This is a genomic window from Rahnella aceris, from assembly GCF_011684115.1.
GTDB classification, from domain to species: Bacteria; Pseudomonadota; Gammaproteobacteria; order Enterobacterales; family Enterobacteriaceae; genus Rahnella; species Rahnella aceris.
The window spans coordinates 400064-415923 of sequence record NZ_JAADJV010000001.1 but is presented as its reverse complement, the minus strand read 5'-3'; the positions used below and the strand labels follow the sequence as shown (position 1 = coordinate 415923).

The following is a 15860-nucleotide window of genomic DNA, read 5'->3' as shown; positions in this document are numbered from 1 at the left end:
TACGCGGTCAGGTCAGACCCTTTATAAACCTTTAAGGTATCGCACCCAATGAACCAAAGTCTGCTTGTTACTAAACGTGATGGCCGCACAGAACGCATCAACCTTGATAAAATCCACCGTGTCATTGACTGGGCAGCGGAAGGTCTTCAAAACGTATCAGTTTCTCAAGTAGAACTCCGTTCACACATCCAGTTCTATGACGGCATCAAAACCGCTGATATTCACGAAACCATCATCAAAGCGGCGGCTGATCTGATCTCTAAAGATGCACCGGATTACCAATATCTGGCCGCGCGTCTGGCGATCTTCCACCTGCGTAAAAAAGCCTACGGCCAGTTTGAACCACCAAAACTGATCGACCAGGTGACCCGCATGGTTGAAATGGGTAAATACGACAAACATCTGCTGGAAGACTACACGGCTGAAGAGTTCGAGCAGATGGACAGTTTTATTGACCACTGGCGCGACATGAATTTCTCTTACGCTGCGGTTAAGCAACTGGAAGGGAAATATCTGGCACAGAACCGTGTGACCGGCGATATCTACGAAAGTGCTCAGTTCCTCTACATTCTGGTCGCGGCCTGCCTGTTCTCCGGCTACCCGCGCGAAACGCGTCTGGATTACATCAAACGTTTCTACGACGCGATTTCAACCTTCAAAATTTCCCTGCCTACGCCAATTATGTCCGGCGTGCGCACTCCGACCCGTCAGTTCAGCTCATGCGTGCTGATCGAATGTGGCGACAGTCTGGATTCCATTAACGCGACCTCCAGCGCCATCGTGAAATACGTTTCACAACGCGCCGGTATCGGCATCAACGCCGGTCGCATCCGTGCGCTGGGTAGCCCGATCCGTGGCGGTGAAGCATTCCACACCGGTTGTATCCCGTTCTACAAACATTTCCAGACTGCGGTGAAATCCTGTTCTCAGGGCGGTGTTCGTGGCGGCGCAGCGACACTCTTCTACCCGATGTGGCATCTGGAAGTCGAAAGCCTGCTGGTACTGAAAAACAACCGTGGTGTTGAAGGCAACCGCGTCCGTCATATGGACTACGGCGTGCAGATCAACAAACTGATGTATCAGCGTCTGGTGAAAGGCGGCGACATTACCCTGTTCAGCCCGTCTGACGTACCTGGCCTGTACGATGCATTCTTTGCCGATCAGGACGAGTTCGAGCGTCTGTACGAGAAGTACGAGCAGGATGCCAGCATCCGTAAGCAGAAAGTGAAAGCGGTGGAACTGTTCTCCCTGATGATGCAGGAACGCGCCTCTACAGGCCGTATCTACATTCAGCATGTTGACCACTGCAACACCCACAGCCCGTTTGATCCGGCTATCGCGCCTGTTCGCCAGTCCAACCTGTGTCTGGAAATTGCGCTGCCAACCAAACCGCTGGATGACGTTAATGACGAAAACGGCGAAATCGCGCTGTGTACGCTGTCTGCTTTCAACCTCGGTGCGATCGAAAGCCTCGACGATCTGGAAGAACTGGCTGTTCTGGCAGTTCGCGCTCTGGACGCCCTGCTCGATTATCAGGATTACCCGATCAAAGCCGCAAAACGCGGTGCGATGGGCCGACGTACGCTGGGTATCGGCGTTATTAACTACGCGTATTATCTGGCGAAAAACGGTGTGCGTTATTCCGATGGCAGCGCTAACAACCTGACCCACAAAACGTTCGAAGCCATTCAGTATTACCTGCTGAAAGCCTCCAACGAACTGGCGAAAGAACAAGGCGCGTGCCAGTGGTTCAACGAAACCACCTATTCACAAGGCATCATGCCGGTGGATACCTATAAGAAAGATCTGGATGCCATCTGCGATGAACCGCTGCATCTGGACTGGGATACGCTGCGTGAAAACATCAAAACATACGGCCTGCGTAACTCCACGCTGTCCGCGCTGATGCCGTCCGAGACCTCTTCGCAGATCTCCAACGCCACCAACGGTATCGAGCCACCTCGCGGCCACATCAGTATCAAAGCGTCGAAAGACGGGATTCTGCGTCAGGTTGTGCCGGAGTACGAGCGTCTGAAAGATCAGTACGAACTGCTGTGGGATATGCCGAACAACGACGGCTACCTGCAACTGGTTGGCGTAATGCAGAAATTCATCGACCAGGCGATTTCGTCAAACACCAACTACGACCCGTCGCGCTTCCCGAACAGCAAAGTGCCAATGAAACAGTTGTTGAAAGACTTGCTGACCGCCTACAAATTTGGCGTGAAAACGCTGTACTATCAGAACACCCGTGACGGTGCTGATGATGTACAGGAAGACATGAAAGCCGATGTGGCTGATGACTGTGAAAGCGGCGCCTGCAAAATCTAATCTTTTGTTTTAACTAAGAATATTATTCAAAACCCCCGTCAGGGGGTTTTTGCCGAGAATTTCGAGGAAGTTATGGCCTACAGTACTTTTTCCCAGAATAAAAACGATCAGCTTCTTGAGCCAATGTTCTTTGGTCAGTCGGTTAACGTTGCCCGTTTCGACCAGCAGAAGCATGAAATCTTTGAAAAACTGATCGAAAAGCAACTGTCCTTCTTCTGGCGTCCGGAAGAGATTGATGTATCCCGTGACCGTATCGATTTTCAGGCGTTGCCGGATCACGAGAAACACATTTTCCTGAGCAACCTGAAATACCAGACGCTGCTGGATTCCATTCAGGGCCGCAGCCCGAACGTCGCGCTGTTACCGCTGATTTCTATTCCTGAGCTGGAAACCTGGGTCGAAACCTGGGCGTTTTCGGAAACTATTCACTCGCGCTCTTACACACATATTATCCGCAACATCGTGAATGATCCGGCGATTGTGTTTGACGATATCGTGACCAATGAAGAAATCCTCAAGCGCGCGAAAGACATCTCCGGTTACTACGACACGCTGATCGAGATGACCAGCTACTACCATCTGCTGGGCGAGGGCACGCATCAGGTCAACGGCAAAACCGTTGTAGTTAACCTGCGTGAACTTAAGAAGAAACTCTACATCTGTCTGATGAGCGTCAACGCGCTGGAAGCCGTACGTTTCTACGTCAGCTTTGCCTGTTCATTTGCCTTCGCTGAACGTGAACTGATGGAAGGCAACGCGAAAATCATCAAGATGATCGCCCGTGATGAAGCGCTGCATCTGACCGGCACTCAGCACGCGCTGAACCTGCTGCGCTCAGGTCAGGACGACCCTGAAATGGCAGAAATCGCGCTGGAATGTCAGCAGGAGTGCCATGACCTGTTCGTGCTGGCGGCACAGCAGGAAAAGGACTGGGCAGAATACCTGTTCAAAGACGGTTCGATGATCGGCCTGAACAAAGACATTCTGTGTCAGTACGTCGAATACATCACCAATATCCGTATGCAGGCTGTCGGGCTGGATGCTCCGTTCAAAACCCGCTCGAACCCGATCCCGTGGATCAACGCCTGGCTGGTGTCTGATAACGTGCAGGTTGCGCCACAGGAAGTGGAAGTCAGCTCCTATCTGGTAGGTCAGATTGATTCTGAAGTTCACGCCGATGACCTGAGTGATTTCGAGCTTTAAATGGCCGACAGAACCATCACACTTTCAGCAAACGGACAGCAACTGGCGTGTAAGTCAGAGCACCGGAATTTGCTGGAGGTGTTTGAACATCATCAGGTTGAAGTGGAATACCAGTGTCGCGAAGGTTATTGCGGATCGTGCCGGATGCGGTTGATTAACGGTGAGGTCGCCTACAGCGAGAAACCCCTGGCCTTTATCTCAGACGGCGAGATTTTACCGTGTTGTTGCATGCCGGTTGGGGATATTGAGATCGCGTTTTAGACTTTACTCCTCCCCCTGCGAAGGGGGAGGACGGGAGGGGGTTTTAAGGGCTAACATCTCATCAAAGCCAACCTCAACTCTTTGATTTCGCTTTAATACCCCACCCCAGCCCTCCCCTTCGCAGGGGAGGGAGCTAAAGCTAAACCTTCTCAACCCGATCCAACCACGGGTAATCCGCCACCGGCTCCCACCCGTTCAGGTAACGCCGCAGCATATCCATCGCCACCATCGCCATGGTCTCCTGACGTAATGCCAGTCCGTGACGCGTGGCGGTATAGCGGATTGTCAGGCCGCTGGTGCCGGTTGGGGTATGCAGTGCCAGACTTAATTCTGCACCTGACAGCGCGCCCACAGCCAGCGCCAGTTGTGCGCCGGTGGTTTCGGCCAACGTCTGCGCACGCGCCAGTAAGCATTCGAGGGATTTCTCTGGTGAGGCTTCGTCACCCTGGGGCAATAACTCGCCGTTGACCAGCGGAACCCCGGCGCTTTGCAGACGCCAGTTCAGCAGGCCGCCGGTGAAACTTTCGCTGACCGCCAGACGTAAATCCTGCGCCAGCAGGCGTTCTGCCAGACGATCCGGCAGGCTACCCAGCCCTTCAAAAATCGTGCTCTCCCCTGCGACTTCACGCACGCGTTCAAACGCTTTGTGCATTGCAGCCTCCTGAGAGCGCGGGCCGGTGACTTTCAGCTCGATAATCGGCGATGACGAACGGTAACCCATCACCACGCCTTCCGGCAGCTCAAGTTGATCCAACTCGGTGGCAAGGTCACTTTCGCCACGTCCGAACGTGGTCAGACGTAAACATAACGGGGCTTCCAGCGCCGGAAATTGTTTGTGCAGACGTGGAACGATTTGTTGTTCCACCATCACTTTAAATTCGGACGGTACACCGGGCGTGAAGAAAATCTGACAGCGGTTGAGCTTCACGCTGAAGCCGCAGGCGGTGCCCACCGGATTATCCAGCAGCTCGGCATTGGCCGGGATTTGTGCCTGTTTGCGGTTGGATTCGGCCATCGGACGGCCACGTTCATTGAAGAACGCCTGCATGGTTTCAATCCAGCCAGCATCTTCCACCAGTTCCACATCACAGGCTTTAGCCGCCGCCAGCGCACTTAAATCATCGGTCGTTGGCCCCAGGCCGCCGTTCACGATAAGCACATCAGCGATGTGGCTGCGTTCTTTGAGAACAGCCACCAGCGCGTCCAGACTGTCGCCCACGGTTTCACGACTGGTCATCGGTAAACCTTGCTCAAACAGATAATTCGCCAGCCATGCCGAATTGGTATCCACAATCTGGCCGTGCAGCACTTCATCACCCGTACTCAGCATCTCAACCCTAAGCATCCCGTTCTCCTTCTGTCTTTTTTGTTACTCCACTGTAGAAAGGCTGGGACAGAAAAACAATCTCCGTTCGCCAGAAAACAAAAAGGCCCGCACGAATGCGAGCCTTCAGATTTTGCTTCAGACAAAATCAGAAATTAACAGCGCCACCTAAATAAGCACCGTCTGCCACCACGTTATCGCGGTTGCCATCTTTGCCATCCATCGCCATGTAGCGGTAACCCACGCTCACGGTAACCAACGGGATGGCCGTCAGACGAATACCTGCGTTCGCTTCTTCATAGTTAGCAATGCCGCTGGACAGGGAATCCGGGGAATAATAATAGTCGCCGTACAGGGTGAACATTTTCGCGATTGGCAGTTGCAGACCACCGCCGACGGCCGCAGCGTACCCTTCGTCACCGTCTTTAGGATTGGTGTACAGGCCCTTACCGCCGACGGTCGCGATGAACGGACCCAACGGAATGTTGTATCCCAAACCCAAGCCTGCCACATCACCGTCGTCATCGTTATGGGTGTAATCACCGCTCAATGCCAGACCCGGAGATGTGGTGCCGAAGCCCACACCCAGATGCGTGTAATGCTCACCGACTTCACCATTGACACTGATTGCGCTGGCAGATGCCGCGACAAACATCAGACTGGCAGCGGCACCAGCGACAAGTAACTTTTTCATTATTTATCCTAAATAACAGTCAAACGACAATAAATCTTCCACGGGAAGTCTAAAGCAATTCACTCAGTCGTAACAACTTTTTGGAACGTGAATGCATTCACCGGGGTTGTGAAAATTGTAAGAAACATCGTTTTCATTGATGAAATGAACGTTTCCCATCGAAATGATAACTCCCACCTATTTGCCTCTGATCAATATAGGGTTTATTTCTAATCGGTAGAGTTAATTTGACTTAAGTGAGGTTAAAGGAACCCCCCCAACGTTTTTACTTACATACACACGCAATTACCGGAAGGAATTTTTATGACCAAGAAAGGTTTAACCACCGCCGCTGGCGCGCCAGTCGTCGATAATAACAACGTGATTACCGCTGGCCGCCGTGGTCCGTTGCTTTTGCAGGATGTCTGGTTTCTTGAGAAATTAGCGCATTTCGACCGCGAAGTGATCCCGGAGCGTCGTATGCACGCTAAAGGCTCCGGCGCTTATGGTACTTTCACCGTGACGCACGATATTACCGCTTTCACCCGCGCGAAGATCTTCTCCGCAATCGGCAAACAAACTGACATGTTTATCCGTTTCTCGACGGTTGCCGGTGAACGCGGTGCAGCGGATGCCGAACGTGATATTCGCGGTTTCTCGATGAAGTTCTACACCGAAGAAGGAAACTGGGATTTAGTCGGCAATAATACGCCGGTGTTTTACCTGCGTGACCCGCTGAAATTCCCGGATCTGAACCACGTCGTCAAACGTGACCCGCGCACTAACCTGCGTAATCCGGCATACAAATGGGACTTCTTCTCTCATCTTCCGGAAGCCTTGCATCAGCTGACCATTGATGTCAGCGACCGTGGTCTGCCAACGTCTTACCGTCATATCCACGGTTTCGGCAGCCATACCTTCAGCTTTATCAATACTGAAAATGAACGCTTCTGGGTGAAATTCCACTTCCGCTGCCAGCAGGGTATTGAAAACCTGATGGACGATGAAGCCGAAAAACTGGTGGGCACCGACCGCGAGAGTTCGCAGCGTGATTTGTATGAAGCGATTGAACGCGGCGATTTCCCGCGCTGGAAACTGTTTGTGCAAATCATGCCGGAAGCGGACGCTGCAAAACTGCCGTACAACCCGTTTGACCTGACCAAAGTCTGGCTGCACAGCGATTATCCGCTGATTGAAGTGGGTGAATTCGAACTGAACCGCAATCCGGAAAACTACTTTGCCGAAGTAGAACAAGTCGCCATGAGTCCGGCCAATGTAGTACCTGGCATCGGTTTCTCACCTGACCGTATGCTGCAGGGGCGTCTGTTCTCTTACGGCGATGCGCACCGTTACCGTCTGGGCGTAAATCATCATCAGATCCCGGTCAACGCGCCAAAATGCCCGTTCCATAATTATCACCGTGACGGCGCAATGCGTGTGGACGGTAACAGCGGCAACGGCGTGACTTACGAACCCAACAGCGCGGGCTTGTTCCAGCAACAGCACGATTTCAGCGAACCGCCACTGAGCATTGAAGGCGCGGCAGACCACTGGAATCACCGGGAAGATGATGATTACTTCACTCAGCCACGTTTGCTATTCAACCTGCTGTCTGAGGCTGAACATCAGCGTATGTTTGCACGCATTGCCGGTGAGCTGAAACATGCTTCGCCGGAAACGCAGGCACGCCAACTGGCACTGTTCTATAAAGTCGATCCGGCTTATGGCGCAGGGGTTGAGAAAGCACTGAAAGACTGACTTTTTACCATCAGAAATCATAAAGGCCGCATTATGCGGCCTTTATTGTTTATTCCGGGCTATTGTTTTACGAAAGCATTTCTACCCATTGCCGGACGCTCGCCCGCGAGATTTTAATCCCCCCCTGCGACAAAGCCCCGGGCAGCGGATGATAGGCCACCGGCAACTGGAAACGCGGTATCTTATCGCTCAGCCAGCGATTGAGTTCCTCATACACCAGCCCGGCTTGTGCTTCGAGCACGGCGACCGGTCGCTGACCAAATTGCTCATCTTCCACCGGAACCACAAATGCCTGCGAAACCTGCGGGTGGCTGACCAGCACTTTCTCGATATCTTCAGGTTGGATCCCTTCTCCGCCGCTGAAAAACAAATTATCCATCCGCCCGGCCACCTGCAGTTCATCGTCAATCCACGTGCCACGGTCGCGGGTATGCAACCACCCTTGCGCATCAGTCACCGGTGATAGCTGACCGTTTTTCCAGTAACCACTGGCCATACTGTCGGTACGGATCAGGATCTCCTGGTCAACGATTTTGACTTCCTTCCCCGCCAATACCTGACCGATACCGGCGCTGCCATCGGCTCGTTTCGCCGTCACTGTGGACGCAGTTTCCGTCAGCCCATATCCGCACCAGCAGCGTATTCCTGCTTTTTCTGCCTGTTCAGTCAGCGCCAGAGGAATTTGCGCCCCACCAAGCAAAACGTCTGTCAGCTTTTCAGGCACCGGCGTGCCTTGCAGCAGACGCCAGAGTTGCGTCGGTACCAGCGAAGCGTGGCTGCATTCTGCCAGCGCTGCATCGAGCGGTTGGTCTTCGGACAGCATCAGCGTAGCGCCGGCCAGCAGCCAGCGCCAGACGATGCCTTGTCCGGAAACATGAAACAGTGGCAGAGAAAGTAACCAGCTATCATTACGGGTGAAAGGGATCAGGTTCAGCACACCCGCCGCACTGGCGAGATGGGCGGCAACCGTATGTGCTGCGGCTTTCGGCAAACCGCTGGAACCCGATGTCAGCGTCAGCGTGGCAATACGCTGCGGTTGCCATCCGGCAGAACTGAGCCAACAGGCATTCTGCATGGTCAGCGCGGGAATATTCAGCGGCAGTTCCGGCTCCGCCAGATCCAGTACGAAAGCGATATCGAGTTGCGAAAGCAGTTCATCACATAATACCCACGGCAGTTGCGGATTAAGCGGTAACAGGCGCGCGCCGGTTTGTAATAACGCCAGATAGCTGAGTACGGCATCAAGGGTGTTTTTACTGCGCAAAACCACACCCGCACCCTCGCCTACACCCTGCGCAATAAAACCGGCTGCCAGCGTGTCGATGCGGTGCTGTAAATCACGCCAGCACCAGGTGATATCTCCCGCTTTCAGCGCTACGGCAAAAGGTGAAAGGTTTGCCCTTTCGCGCCATGGCCAGTCGTTGATCATTTGCTCTGCCACACAATCTCCAGATCAGACACATCCGTTAGCGGTAATTCAGAGCCCGGCCAGCGACGGATAAGCTGCGTCCGCATGAGATCCAGCGTATCCAGCCCCGGAATGGCGTCCGGCGTCAGCCATTGGGCAATGCGCGCCAGTTGTGTCAGCCCGAGACTCGACTCGATGGAGGAACTGATCACAGCTTCCAGCCCTGCGGCATGCGCCTGCGCGATCAGCTGACGGCAACGCATCAGACTGCCGGTCAGCGTGGGTTTGATGATGATCGCCGCCAGCCCGGGTTCGGCCTTCACGGTAAAACCGGTTTCGCGCACGCTTTCATCCCAGGCGATCGCAATACCGGTCAGACGGGCGAAATCGCGGGACTGCTCGCGGGTCAGGCACGGTTCTTCGATAAACGCGATGCGTGAACGCAGTTCGGGCGCCACATGACGGGCAAACCCTTCGGCTTTGACCGGCGTCCAGCTGCGGTTGGCATCAAGGCGCAAATGCAGTTCCGGCAAGGCTTCCAGCAACATACTGACATTCAGACCATCGCCGACGGATTCGTACAATCCCACTTTCACCTTAGCCACTTTCCTGCCGCGAAAATCGCCCGGCAGCGCCCCCAGACGCGCATAAAGCTCATTCGGATCGCCATGACACAACGGTGCACAGCGCGTGCTCAGCACTTCGGGCAATTCGCCGCGTAATTCGGCGTCCGCACAACTCAGCCCGAAAGCCACCGAAGGTAAAGCACTGAACGCAGAGGCAACGGCAGCCAGCGAGGCCCCCTGCACCCACTGGCTCAGGCCATGCTGAACGGCATCCTGCGCCTGAGACACATCTTCCACACTAAAACCGGGCAGCGGCGCAACTTCGCCCCAACCCGTTGCTTCGTCCTGCCACAGTGACACCAAAAAACCGTCGCGGGTTTTCAGGCGCTGATTGCGCAGCACCACCCCAGCTTCCATCGGCACGCTGTACCGGTACACCGTGGCGCGACGCATTATGGATTACGCTTAAATTTGCTGAAGTCCGGCTGGCGTTTTTCATTAAACGCGTTGCGACCTTCCTGACCTTCATCGGTCATGTAGAACAACATTGTGGCGTTCCCTGCCAGTTCCTGAAGCCCTGCCTGACCGTCGCAATCGGCGTTCAGTGCGGCTTTCAGGCAACGCAGTGCCATCGGACTGTTTTCCAGCATTTCACGACACCAGCGCACCGTTTCTTTTTCCAGATCAGCCAGAGGAACTACGGTGTTGACCAGCCCCATATCCAGCGCCGCTTTGGCATCGTACTGACGGCACAGGAACCAGATTTCACGGGCCTTTTTCTGACCGACGATACGCGCCATATAGGATGCGCCCCAGCCGCCGTCGAAAGAACCAACTTTCGGGCCGGTCTGCCCGAAGATGGCGTTATCTGCCGCAATGGTCAGGTCACACATCATATGCAGAACATGGCCGCCGCCAATGGAATAACCAGCAACCATCGCCACGACTGGTTTCGGACAGGTGCGGATCTGGCGCTGGAAATCCAGCACGTTGAGATGATGCACACCGCTGGCATCCTGATAACCACCGTAATCGCCACGCACTTTCTGATCGCCGCCCGCACAGAAGGCTTTTTCGCCTTCACCGGTCAGCACGATCACGCCGATGCCTTCGTCGTTACGGGCATCGTCGAGTGCGCGGATCATTTCTTTGACGGTCAGCGGACGAAATGCATTGCGAACCTGCGGACGGTTGATGGTGATTTTAGCGATGCCGTCGGTAGATTTGTGGTAACGAATATCTTCAAACTCGCCGGTACAATCACGCCATTCGACCGGCGCGTACAGTTCTTTTTCATCAGGATAAATCATGTTCAACTTCCTTTAAGACAGGTGAAGTAATAAATGCCAGCGCCTGACGGGCAAATTCCGCCGGGTTATCACGGTGGGCGTTATGCCCGGCATTAGCGACAGTGCGTAGCCCGAAACCGGATTGCTGCGCAAGATGAATAAACTTGGCGTCCTGACTGCCACACAACCACACAACCGGCAGGGAAAGCCGCAGCAATTGTGCACGTAAATCAGGCTGTACCGAAAGCGACGTGGCCGCCAGCATGGCAGAGACAGTGTGCGGGTTGTTGTTCTCACGCAGCACGATCATTTGCTGGCGTTGCGCATCGGTCAGGCTGGAAAACACCGGCTGGCGATACCAGCTTTCCAGCGCCTGTTTCCACGGTACTTGCAAAAAGCGAGCCGCCCATTGCTGATCATGATGGCGGCGTTGTGCGCGTTCAGCCTGACAGGTCAGCCCCGGATGTGCGCCTTCCACCAGCAGCCCCTGCAATCCGCTGCGATCACCCTGACAGGCGTGATACAGACTGATGCGCCCCCCCAGCGAGTAGCCGATCAGCCAGTACGCAGTGACGTTATTTTCGTGCAGGGTATCGGTTAACAGCTGGCTGACATCCGCAAATCCGGCAGCGGTCAGCGACGCGGAACGACCATGTCCCGGTAAATCCACAAACAGACAAGGCCAGCCTTCAAGCGCAGGAAGTAAGGGTTGCCAGTCATCTGCACTGCCCAGCAGGCCGTGGAGAAACACCAGCCACGGACGATCTTTAACCTCTGGGTTGAGTGTGTGACAGGCCAGCGTCATGATGCGCTCATCTCCTTCACCAGCGAACGCAGGCATTCTGCCCCTTCTGTCTCACTGACTTTCAACTCGATCAGTTTCACGCCACCATGCTGCCAGCATTGTCTGACGGCATGATGAAGCTCAGACATCGATGCCGGACAGGCATAATCCAGACCAAACATCGCTGCCGCATGGCTGAAGCTGACGTTCTGCGGCATGCAGTAAAAACGCTGCCGCTCGGCTTCGGGCGTTGGCAACAACGAGAAAATTTGTCCACCATTGTTATTCACCACAATAATCACCGTCGGCGCGGAACACTGACGCATCAGCGCCAGCGCGTTTAAATCATAAAGTGCAGAGATATCACCCAGCAGCACCAGCGTCGGTTTGCAGGTCGCGCGCTGCACACCTGCGGCGGTGGACAGCAGCCCGTCAATACCGCTTGCCCCGCGATTGGCGAAAACAGGATAACCGGCGGGGAGTTGGGCAAAGGCATCCACCAGACGAACAATCAGACTGTTGCCAAGAAATAACTGGCCGTGCTCAGGTAATAAAGCCGGAAGCTGCCACGCTGCGGCGGCCTCGCCAAATACACCGTCGAGACGGGTTTCAACCGCATGTAACGCCCGCTGCGAGCAATGCTCAAGGGCTTCTGCCCAGTCAGGCTGAGGCTGTGCCGGGTGAGACTGTAACCATTCACTGACGCGGGCTTGTAGACGACGACCGCGATGCTGCGCCGGATCCTGACGGCCTGACAGCGGGTCAACCAGCCAGTATTCATCGGGTTGACAGGTCGCCTGCCATTGCAGCAGGCGCTTACCGGTCAGACCGCCACCGAACTGGATAACCAACTGGACGTGCGCCAGTATCGCCTGCGCCTGCGGCGATGCCAGCCACAAATCTGCGCAGGGAAGCGGATTGCCGGTTGATGCCTGCACATCACTGATCAACGGCCAGCCCAGTTGCGCCGCCCACTGTGCCACCTGTTCACTTTCGCAGGCAGAAAGACGGCCAGCGATAATGACGCCGCGCTTTTGCCGCCAGGAAAACCAGTCCGGCTGCGCGATTGCAGGCAAAACCTGAGAATAATTCAGCCACGGTTCATGGCCCTGCCACCAGTCGCCCAGCGCCAGCAACCAGTCCTGATGCTCGCCGTTGTCCTCGCCATACAACGGTTCGGCGAACGGACAGTTAATGTGCACGGCACCGTGCGTCTGCTGCGCCAGCGTATTATCCAGCGCAGAAACCAGCCAGCGCGCACTGATTTCAGGCGTCGGACGCGGTAAATCCAGCGTCCCGACGGGGTGACTGGCAAACATGCCGGTCTGGCGGATAGCCTGATTCGCACCGCAATCGATGAGTTCCGGCGGACGATCAGCCGTGAGCAACACCAGCTTTTCGCCGGTCAGCCCGGCTTCGATCAGCGCCGGATATAAATTTGCCACCGCCGTGCCGGAGGTGACGATGATCGCCACCCGCTGCCCGCTGGCTTTTGCCAGCCCGAGAGCCAGATGGCCAAGGCCGCGTTCATCAAAATGGGTGTGGCAGATAAGGTGCGGATGCGCGGCGGCGGCAAGGGTTAGCGGTGTAGAGCGGGAACCGGGCGCGATGCACACATGCTGCACCTGATGTCGGGTTAACGCTTCGAGGATAAGCGTCGCCCAGCGGCGGTTAAAGACGGCAACAGACATGTTCAATTCACTCCGGCAAGGGGTTATCCGGCCTGAACGGCAGGGGTGTAATGCTCTTCCAACAAAGTGCGCAAACCAGCGGCTTTGTTTTCGATTTCCTGCCATTCCTGTGCAGCGTCAGAACCGGCGACAATCCCCGCGCCTGCGTAGAGTTCAAGATGATGTCCTTTCACCGTCGCCGAACGTAACGCGACGGTAAATTCACTTTGTTCAGCACTGAGATACCCGGCGGAACCGGCATACCACTCGCGGTCAAAAGGCTCAAATTCGGCGATAAATTCACGCGCGGCCTGACGGGGTAATCCGGCCACTGCTGCGGTCGGTTGCAGACGTTGCAGGCAAGCAGCGTCATCGGGGTCGGTCAGCTCACCGTGAATATTGCGGCGTAAATGCTGCACCTTGCGCAGACGTAAAATCTCCGCTGGCGTCACATCCAGCGAATGCGCCCCGCCCTGTAAGCGCTGGCAGATATCGTCGACGACCAGTAAATTTTCGCGTTGGTTTTTGCCATCGCTGAGCAGCCAGTCCCCCAGCGCCCGCGCTTCCCGGTCATCGGGATGATTGGCCACGGTTCCCGCCAGCGCTTCGGTATAGAGTTCGGTGTGATCACGCAAGAATAAACGTTCCGGGCTGGAGCCCAGAAACGCCTGTTGCGGGGTAAAAGCCAGCATGAAATGGTAACAGTGATGATTAACGTCGCGGCTGGCGGCAAGAAATGCGCAGGCATTCAGCGGCTGGCTGAGCGTTAAGGTGGTTTTTCGCGCCAGCACCACTTTGTCGAACTGATGCTGCTCAATACCCGACAGCGCGCGGTCTATCAACTGTTTCCACTGAGGCTCGTCCGGTAAATGATGATGTTGCAATACACGGGAAGCGATCGACGGTAAGGCGCGACTGACGACCAGTGAACGTAAAAATAAGCGGGTGCGACGTGCCTCATCGCGTAAAGAATGTGGGCTGAAAACGGTACACCGCAGCCAGTAACTGTTTCCCTGACGGCAAAGTTCGATGCGCGGAAGAAACAGTGCGTTGGCAGCTATTGCAGCCCCGTCAGCCCCGTTAAACGCATTCAACCCCCAGATATGCAAATCGGGTTCATCCTGGTGCTCGCGGATGAACGCCTGTGCCCGGGCGGTATCGCAAAATGAGTAGGCATCACCACAAACAGCGGCTTCTTCATTGCCATCACGATGTTGCCAGTAGAATTTCGGGTAGCAGGGTTGCGCAGACAACCATTCCAGCAGGCCGGTGTCAGGCTGTTTTTGCAGGGAATAACTGAACTGCCGGATCCCCGCTGCATCAGGCCATTCGCCTGCCAGCGTCGTATCAAGCTGCTCAATGATTGCTGATATTTGTTTCACCGCTACCTCAGGCCATACCGGATGTTTAGTGACGGGCAGAAATACCCTTCTGGATCAAAAAACGGGTTGGATCAATTACGGATGAATTATGCGGCGATACGAAAAATGAAAATATGCGACAGATCAAGCTGAAGTGAGTGCCATTAGCTAAGAAGGAGTATAGGCAGGGAGAAAGGAGTAAGCAAACCGGGAGAAACAAAACAGGAGCAGCACGCGCTGCCCCTGTTCAGTCAGATTAACGACGCAGAAGCAGGCCGACAACCAGACCTACGGCAGCACCGACACCCACACCATGCCATGGGTTTTCATGCACATAGTCGTCAGTTCTTTCCGCTACCAGGCGGGCTTTCTTGCAGTAAGAGCGTGCAGCCGGGTCAATACGTGATTTGATGTCTTTCAGCGCATTTTCTGCGCGTGCTTTGACCTGAATGTACTTCTCATCCGCTTTGTCACCAGAGGACTTCAGTACTTCTTCCAGCGTTTCAGTCAGCATGCGTAAATCGTCGTCCAGCGAATTTTGCTGTGTCTCAAATTGGTCAGCCATGGTTATCTCCTTATGATGTGTTCGTGTAAAAGCATAGACTGCTTTTAACCCTAGCGTATATCAGGAGTAATTGCCTGAAGGATCCGCCCTAAACTGCAGAAAAACCGAGGAATTAAGAACCTTCTGACCCCTTCGTTTCAGTGAAAACCGCCCCTTTCCTGGCGTCGCTTTGCTGCTTTTCACGCTGTTTTGCCAGCCATAATCCGCTGTTTTTCATTGCATAACCGAATACCAGCCCGACCAGCAAAGATACCACCACCTGACGCCAGTCACCTTGTGCGGCGAAGGTCGCGCAGGCACCAATAAAGGTACCCGGTACAAAGGCCAGCCACTGCTGACGCGCCTGAATACACATCAGAAACGCCACTACGCCAGTCAGCAGATAACCAAGAATGCTCCATTCCGGACGCATTGCGCTTCCCGCGATGATCACGACAGCCCAGAATACACCGCTGAGACAGGTCAGCGTGCTGATCAGCAATCCGCGTAATCCGCCCTGCGGACACGCAAAATATGCCGTGCATCCAAGAAAACCCGCCCAGCTTATCAGGCCAAAGCTAATCGCAACCCAGCCCCAGATACCGGAGAGGATACCGGTGGTAATGGCGATCATCACTAAAACATTCATGGTGTGAACCTGTACGAATCTGAACAAGCGCGCAGTGTA

14 protein-coding genes are annotated in these 15860 nt (G+C 54.7%); 4 read left to right on the top strand and 10 right to left on the bottom strand.

What is annotated here, in order from left to right:
• Nucleotides 1-48: 48 nt before the first annotated feature.
• The 3 genes from nrdA (at nt 49) to yfaE (ending at nt 3795) form a co-directional block, all read left to right on the top strand.
• Complete coding sequence (gene nrdA, locus GW591_RS02040; RefSeq protein ID WP_013574614.1) at nt 49-2331, top strand: class 1a ribonucleoside-diphosphate reductase subunit alpha; 2283 nt, start codon at nt 49-51, stop codon at nt 2329-2331.
• 72 nt (nt 2332-2403) lie between these two features.
• A complete protein-coding gene (gene nrdB, locus GW591_RS02035; RefSeq protein WP_013574613.1) occupies nt 2404-3534 on the top strand; it encodes a class Ia ribonucleoside-diphosphate reductase subunit beta in 1131 nt (376 codons plus the stop codon).
• Entirely contained in the window at nt 3535-3795 is a 261-nt protein-coding gene (gene yfaE, locus GW591_RS02030) for a class I ribonucleotide reductase maintenance protein YfaE (protein ID WP_013574612.1), read from the top strand. It begins immediately after the preceding gene.
• Nucleotides 3796-3934: 139 nt separating this feature from the next.
• Here the strand turns inward: yfaE and GW591_RS02025 are convergent, their stop codons facing one another.
• Both GW591_RS02025 and GW591_RS02020 read right to left on the bottom strand, forming a co-directional pair.
• Nucleotides 3935-5140 (bottom strand): nicotinamide mononucleotide deamidase-related protein YfaY, encoded by a 1206-nt coding sequence (locus tag GW591_RS02025; protein ID WP_112198244.1) that lies wholly within the window; start codon nt 5138-5140, stop codon nt 3935-3937.
• Nucleotides 5141-5267: 127 nt separating this feature from the next.
• Nucleotides 5268-5813 carry a YfaZ family outer membrane protein gene (locus GW591_RS02020; RefSeq protein WP_013574610.1) on the bottom strand — a complete coding sequence of 182 codons (546 nt, stop codon included), beginning with the start codon at nt 5811-5813 and terminating at the stop codon, nt 5268-5270.
• Nucleotides 5814-6116: 303 nt separating this feature from the next.
• Here GW591_RS02020 and GW591_RS02015 point away from each other — a divergent pair, with 303 nt between their 5' ends.
• Nucleotides 6117-7550, top strand: coding sequence for a catalase (locus GW591_RS02015; protein ID WP_166860020.1), 1434 nt, complete (start codon nt 6117-6119; stop codon nt 7548-7550).
• Between the two features lie 67 nt (nt 7551-7617).
• Here GW591_RS02015 and menE read toward each other — a convergent pair whose 3' ends face one another.
• From menE to GW591_RS01975, 8 genes are all read right to left on the bottom strand, one after another.
• Nucleotides 7618-8979 (bottom strand): o-succinylbenzoate--CoA ligase, encoded by a 1362-nt coding sequence (menE, locus tag GW591_RS02010; RefSeq protein WP_191996188.1) that lies wholly within the window; start codon nt 8977-8979, stop codon nt 7618-7620.
• The gene (menC, locus tag GW591_RS02005) at nt 8976-9977 is read right to left on the bottom strand and encodes an o-succinylbenzoate synthase (RefSeq protein ID WP_013574607.1); all 1002 of its coding nucleotides are present in this window, start codon (nt 9975-9977) and stop codon (nt 8976-8978) included. Before menC ends, menE begins: the two co-directional genes overlap by 4 nt.
• Nucleotides 9977-10834, bottom strand: coding sequence for a 1,4-dihydroxy-2-naphthoyl-CoA synthase (menB, locus tag GW591_RS02000; protein WP_013574606.1), 858 nt, complete (start codon nt 10832-10834; stop codon nt 9977-9979). Before menB ends, menC begins: the two co-directional genes overlap by 1 nt.
• Nucleotides 10821-11618 carry a 2-succinyl-6-hydroxy-2,4-cyclohexadiene-1-carboxylate synthase gene (gene menH, locus GW591_RS01995; protein WP_013574605.1) on the bottom strand — a complete coding sequence of 266 codons (798 nt, stop codon included), beginning with the start codon at nt 11616-11618 and terminating at the stop codon, nt 10821-10823. The genes menB and menH overlap by 14 nt, the downstream gene beginning before the upstream one ends.
• On the bottom strand, nt 11615-13288 hold the full coding sequence (gene menD / locus GW591_RS01990) for a 2-succinyl-5-enolpyruvyl-6-hydroxy-3-cyclohexene-1-carboxylic-acid synthase (RefSeq protein ID WP_112198242.1): 1674 nt from the start codon (nt 13286-13288) through the stop codon (nt 11615-11617). Before menD ends, menH begins: the two co-directional genes overlap by 4 nt.
• Before the next feature lie 23 nt (nt 13289-13311).
• Nucleotides 13312-14649 (bottom strand): isochorismate synthase MenF, encoded by a 1338-nt coding sequence (gene menF, locus GW591_RS01985; RefSeq protein ID WP_037036193.1) that lies wholly within the window; start codon nt 14647-14649, stop codon nt 13312-13314.
• 235 nt (nt 14650-14884) lie between these two features.
• A complete protein-coding gene (gene elaB / locus GW591_RS01980) occupies nt 14885-15193 on the bottom strand; it encodes a stress response protein ElaB (protein WP_013574602.1) in 309 nt (102 codons plus the stop codon).
• A gap of 112 nt (nt 15194-15305) precedes the next feature.
• Nucleotides 15306-15821, bottom strand: coding sequence for a DUF1097 domain-containing protein (locus GW591_RS01975; protein ID WP_013574601.1), 516 nt, complete (start codon nt 15819-15821; stop codon nt 15306-15308).
• Nucleotides 15822-15860: the final 39 nt, after the last annotated feature.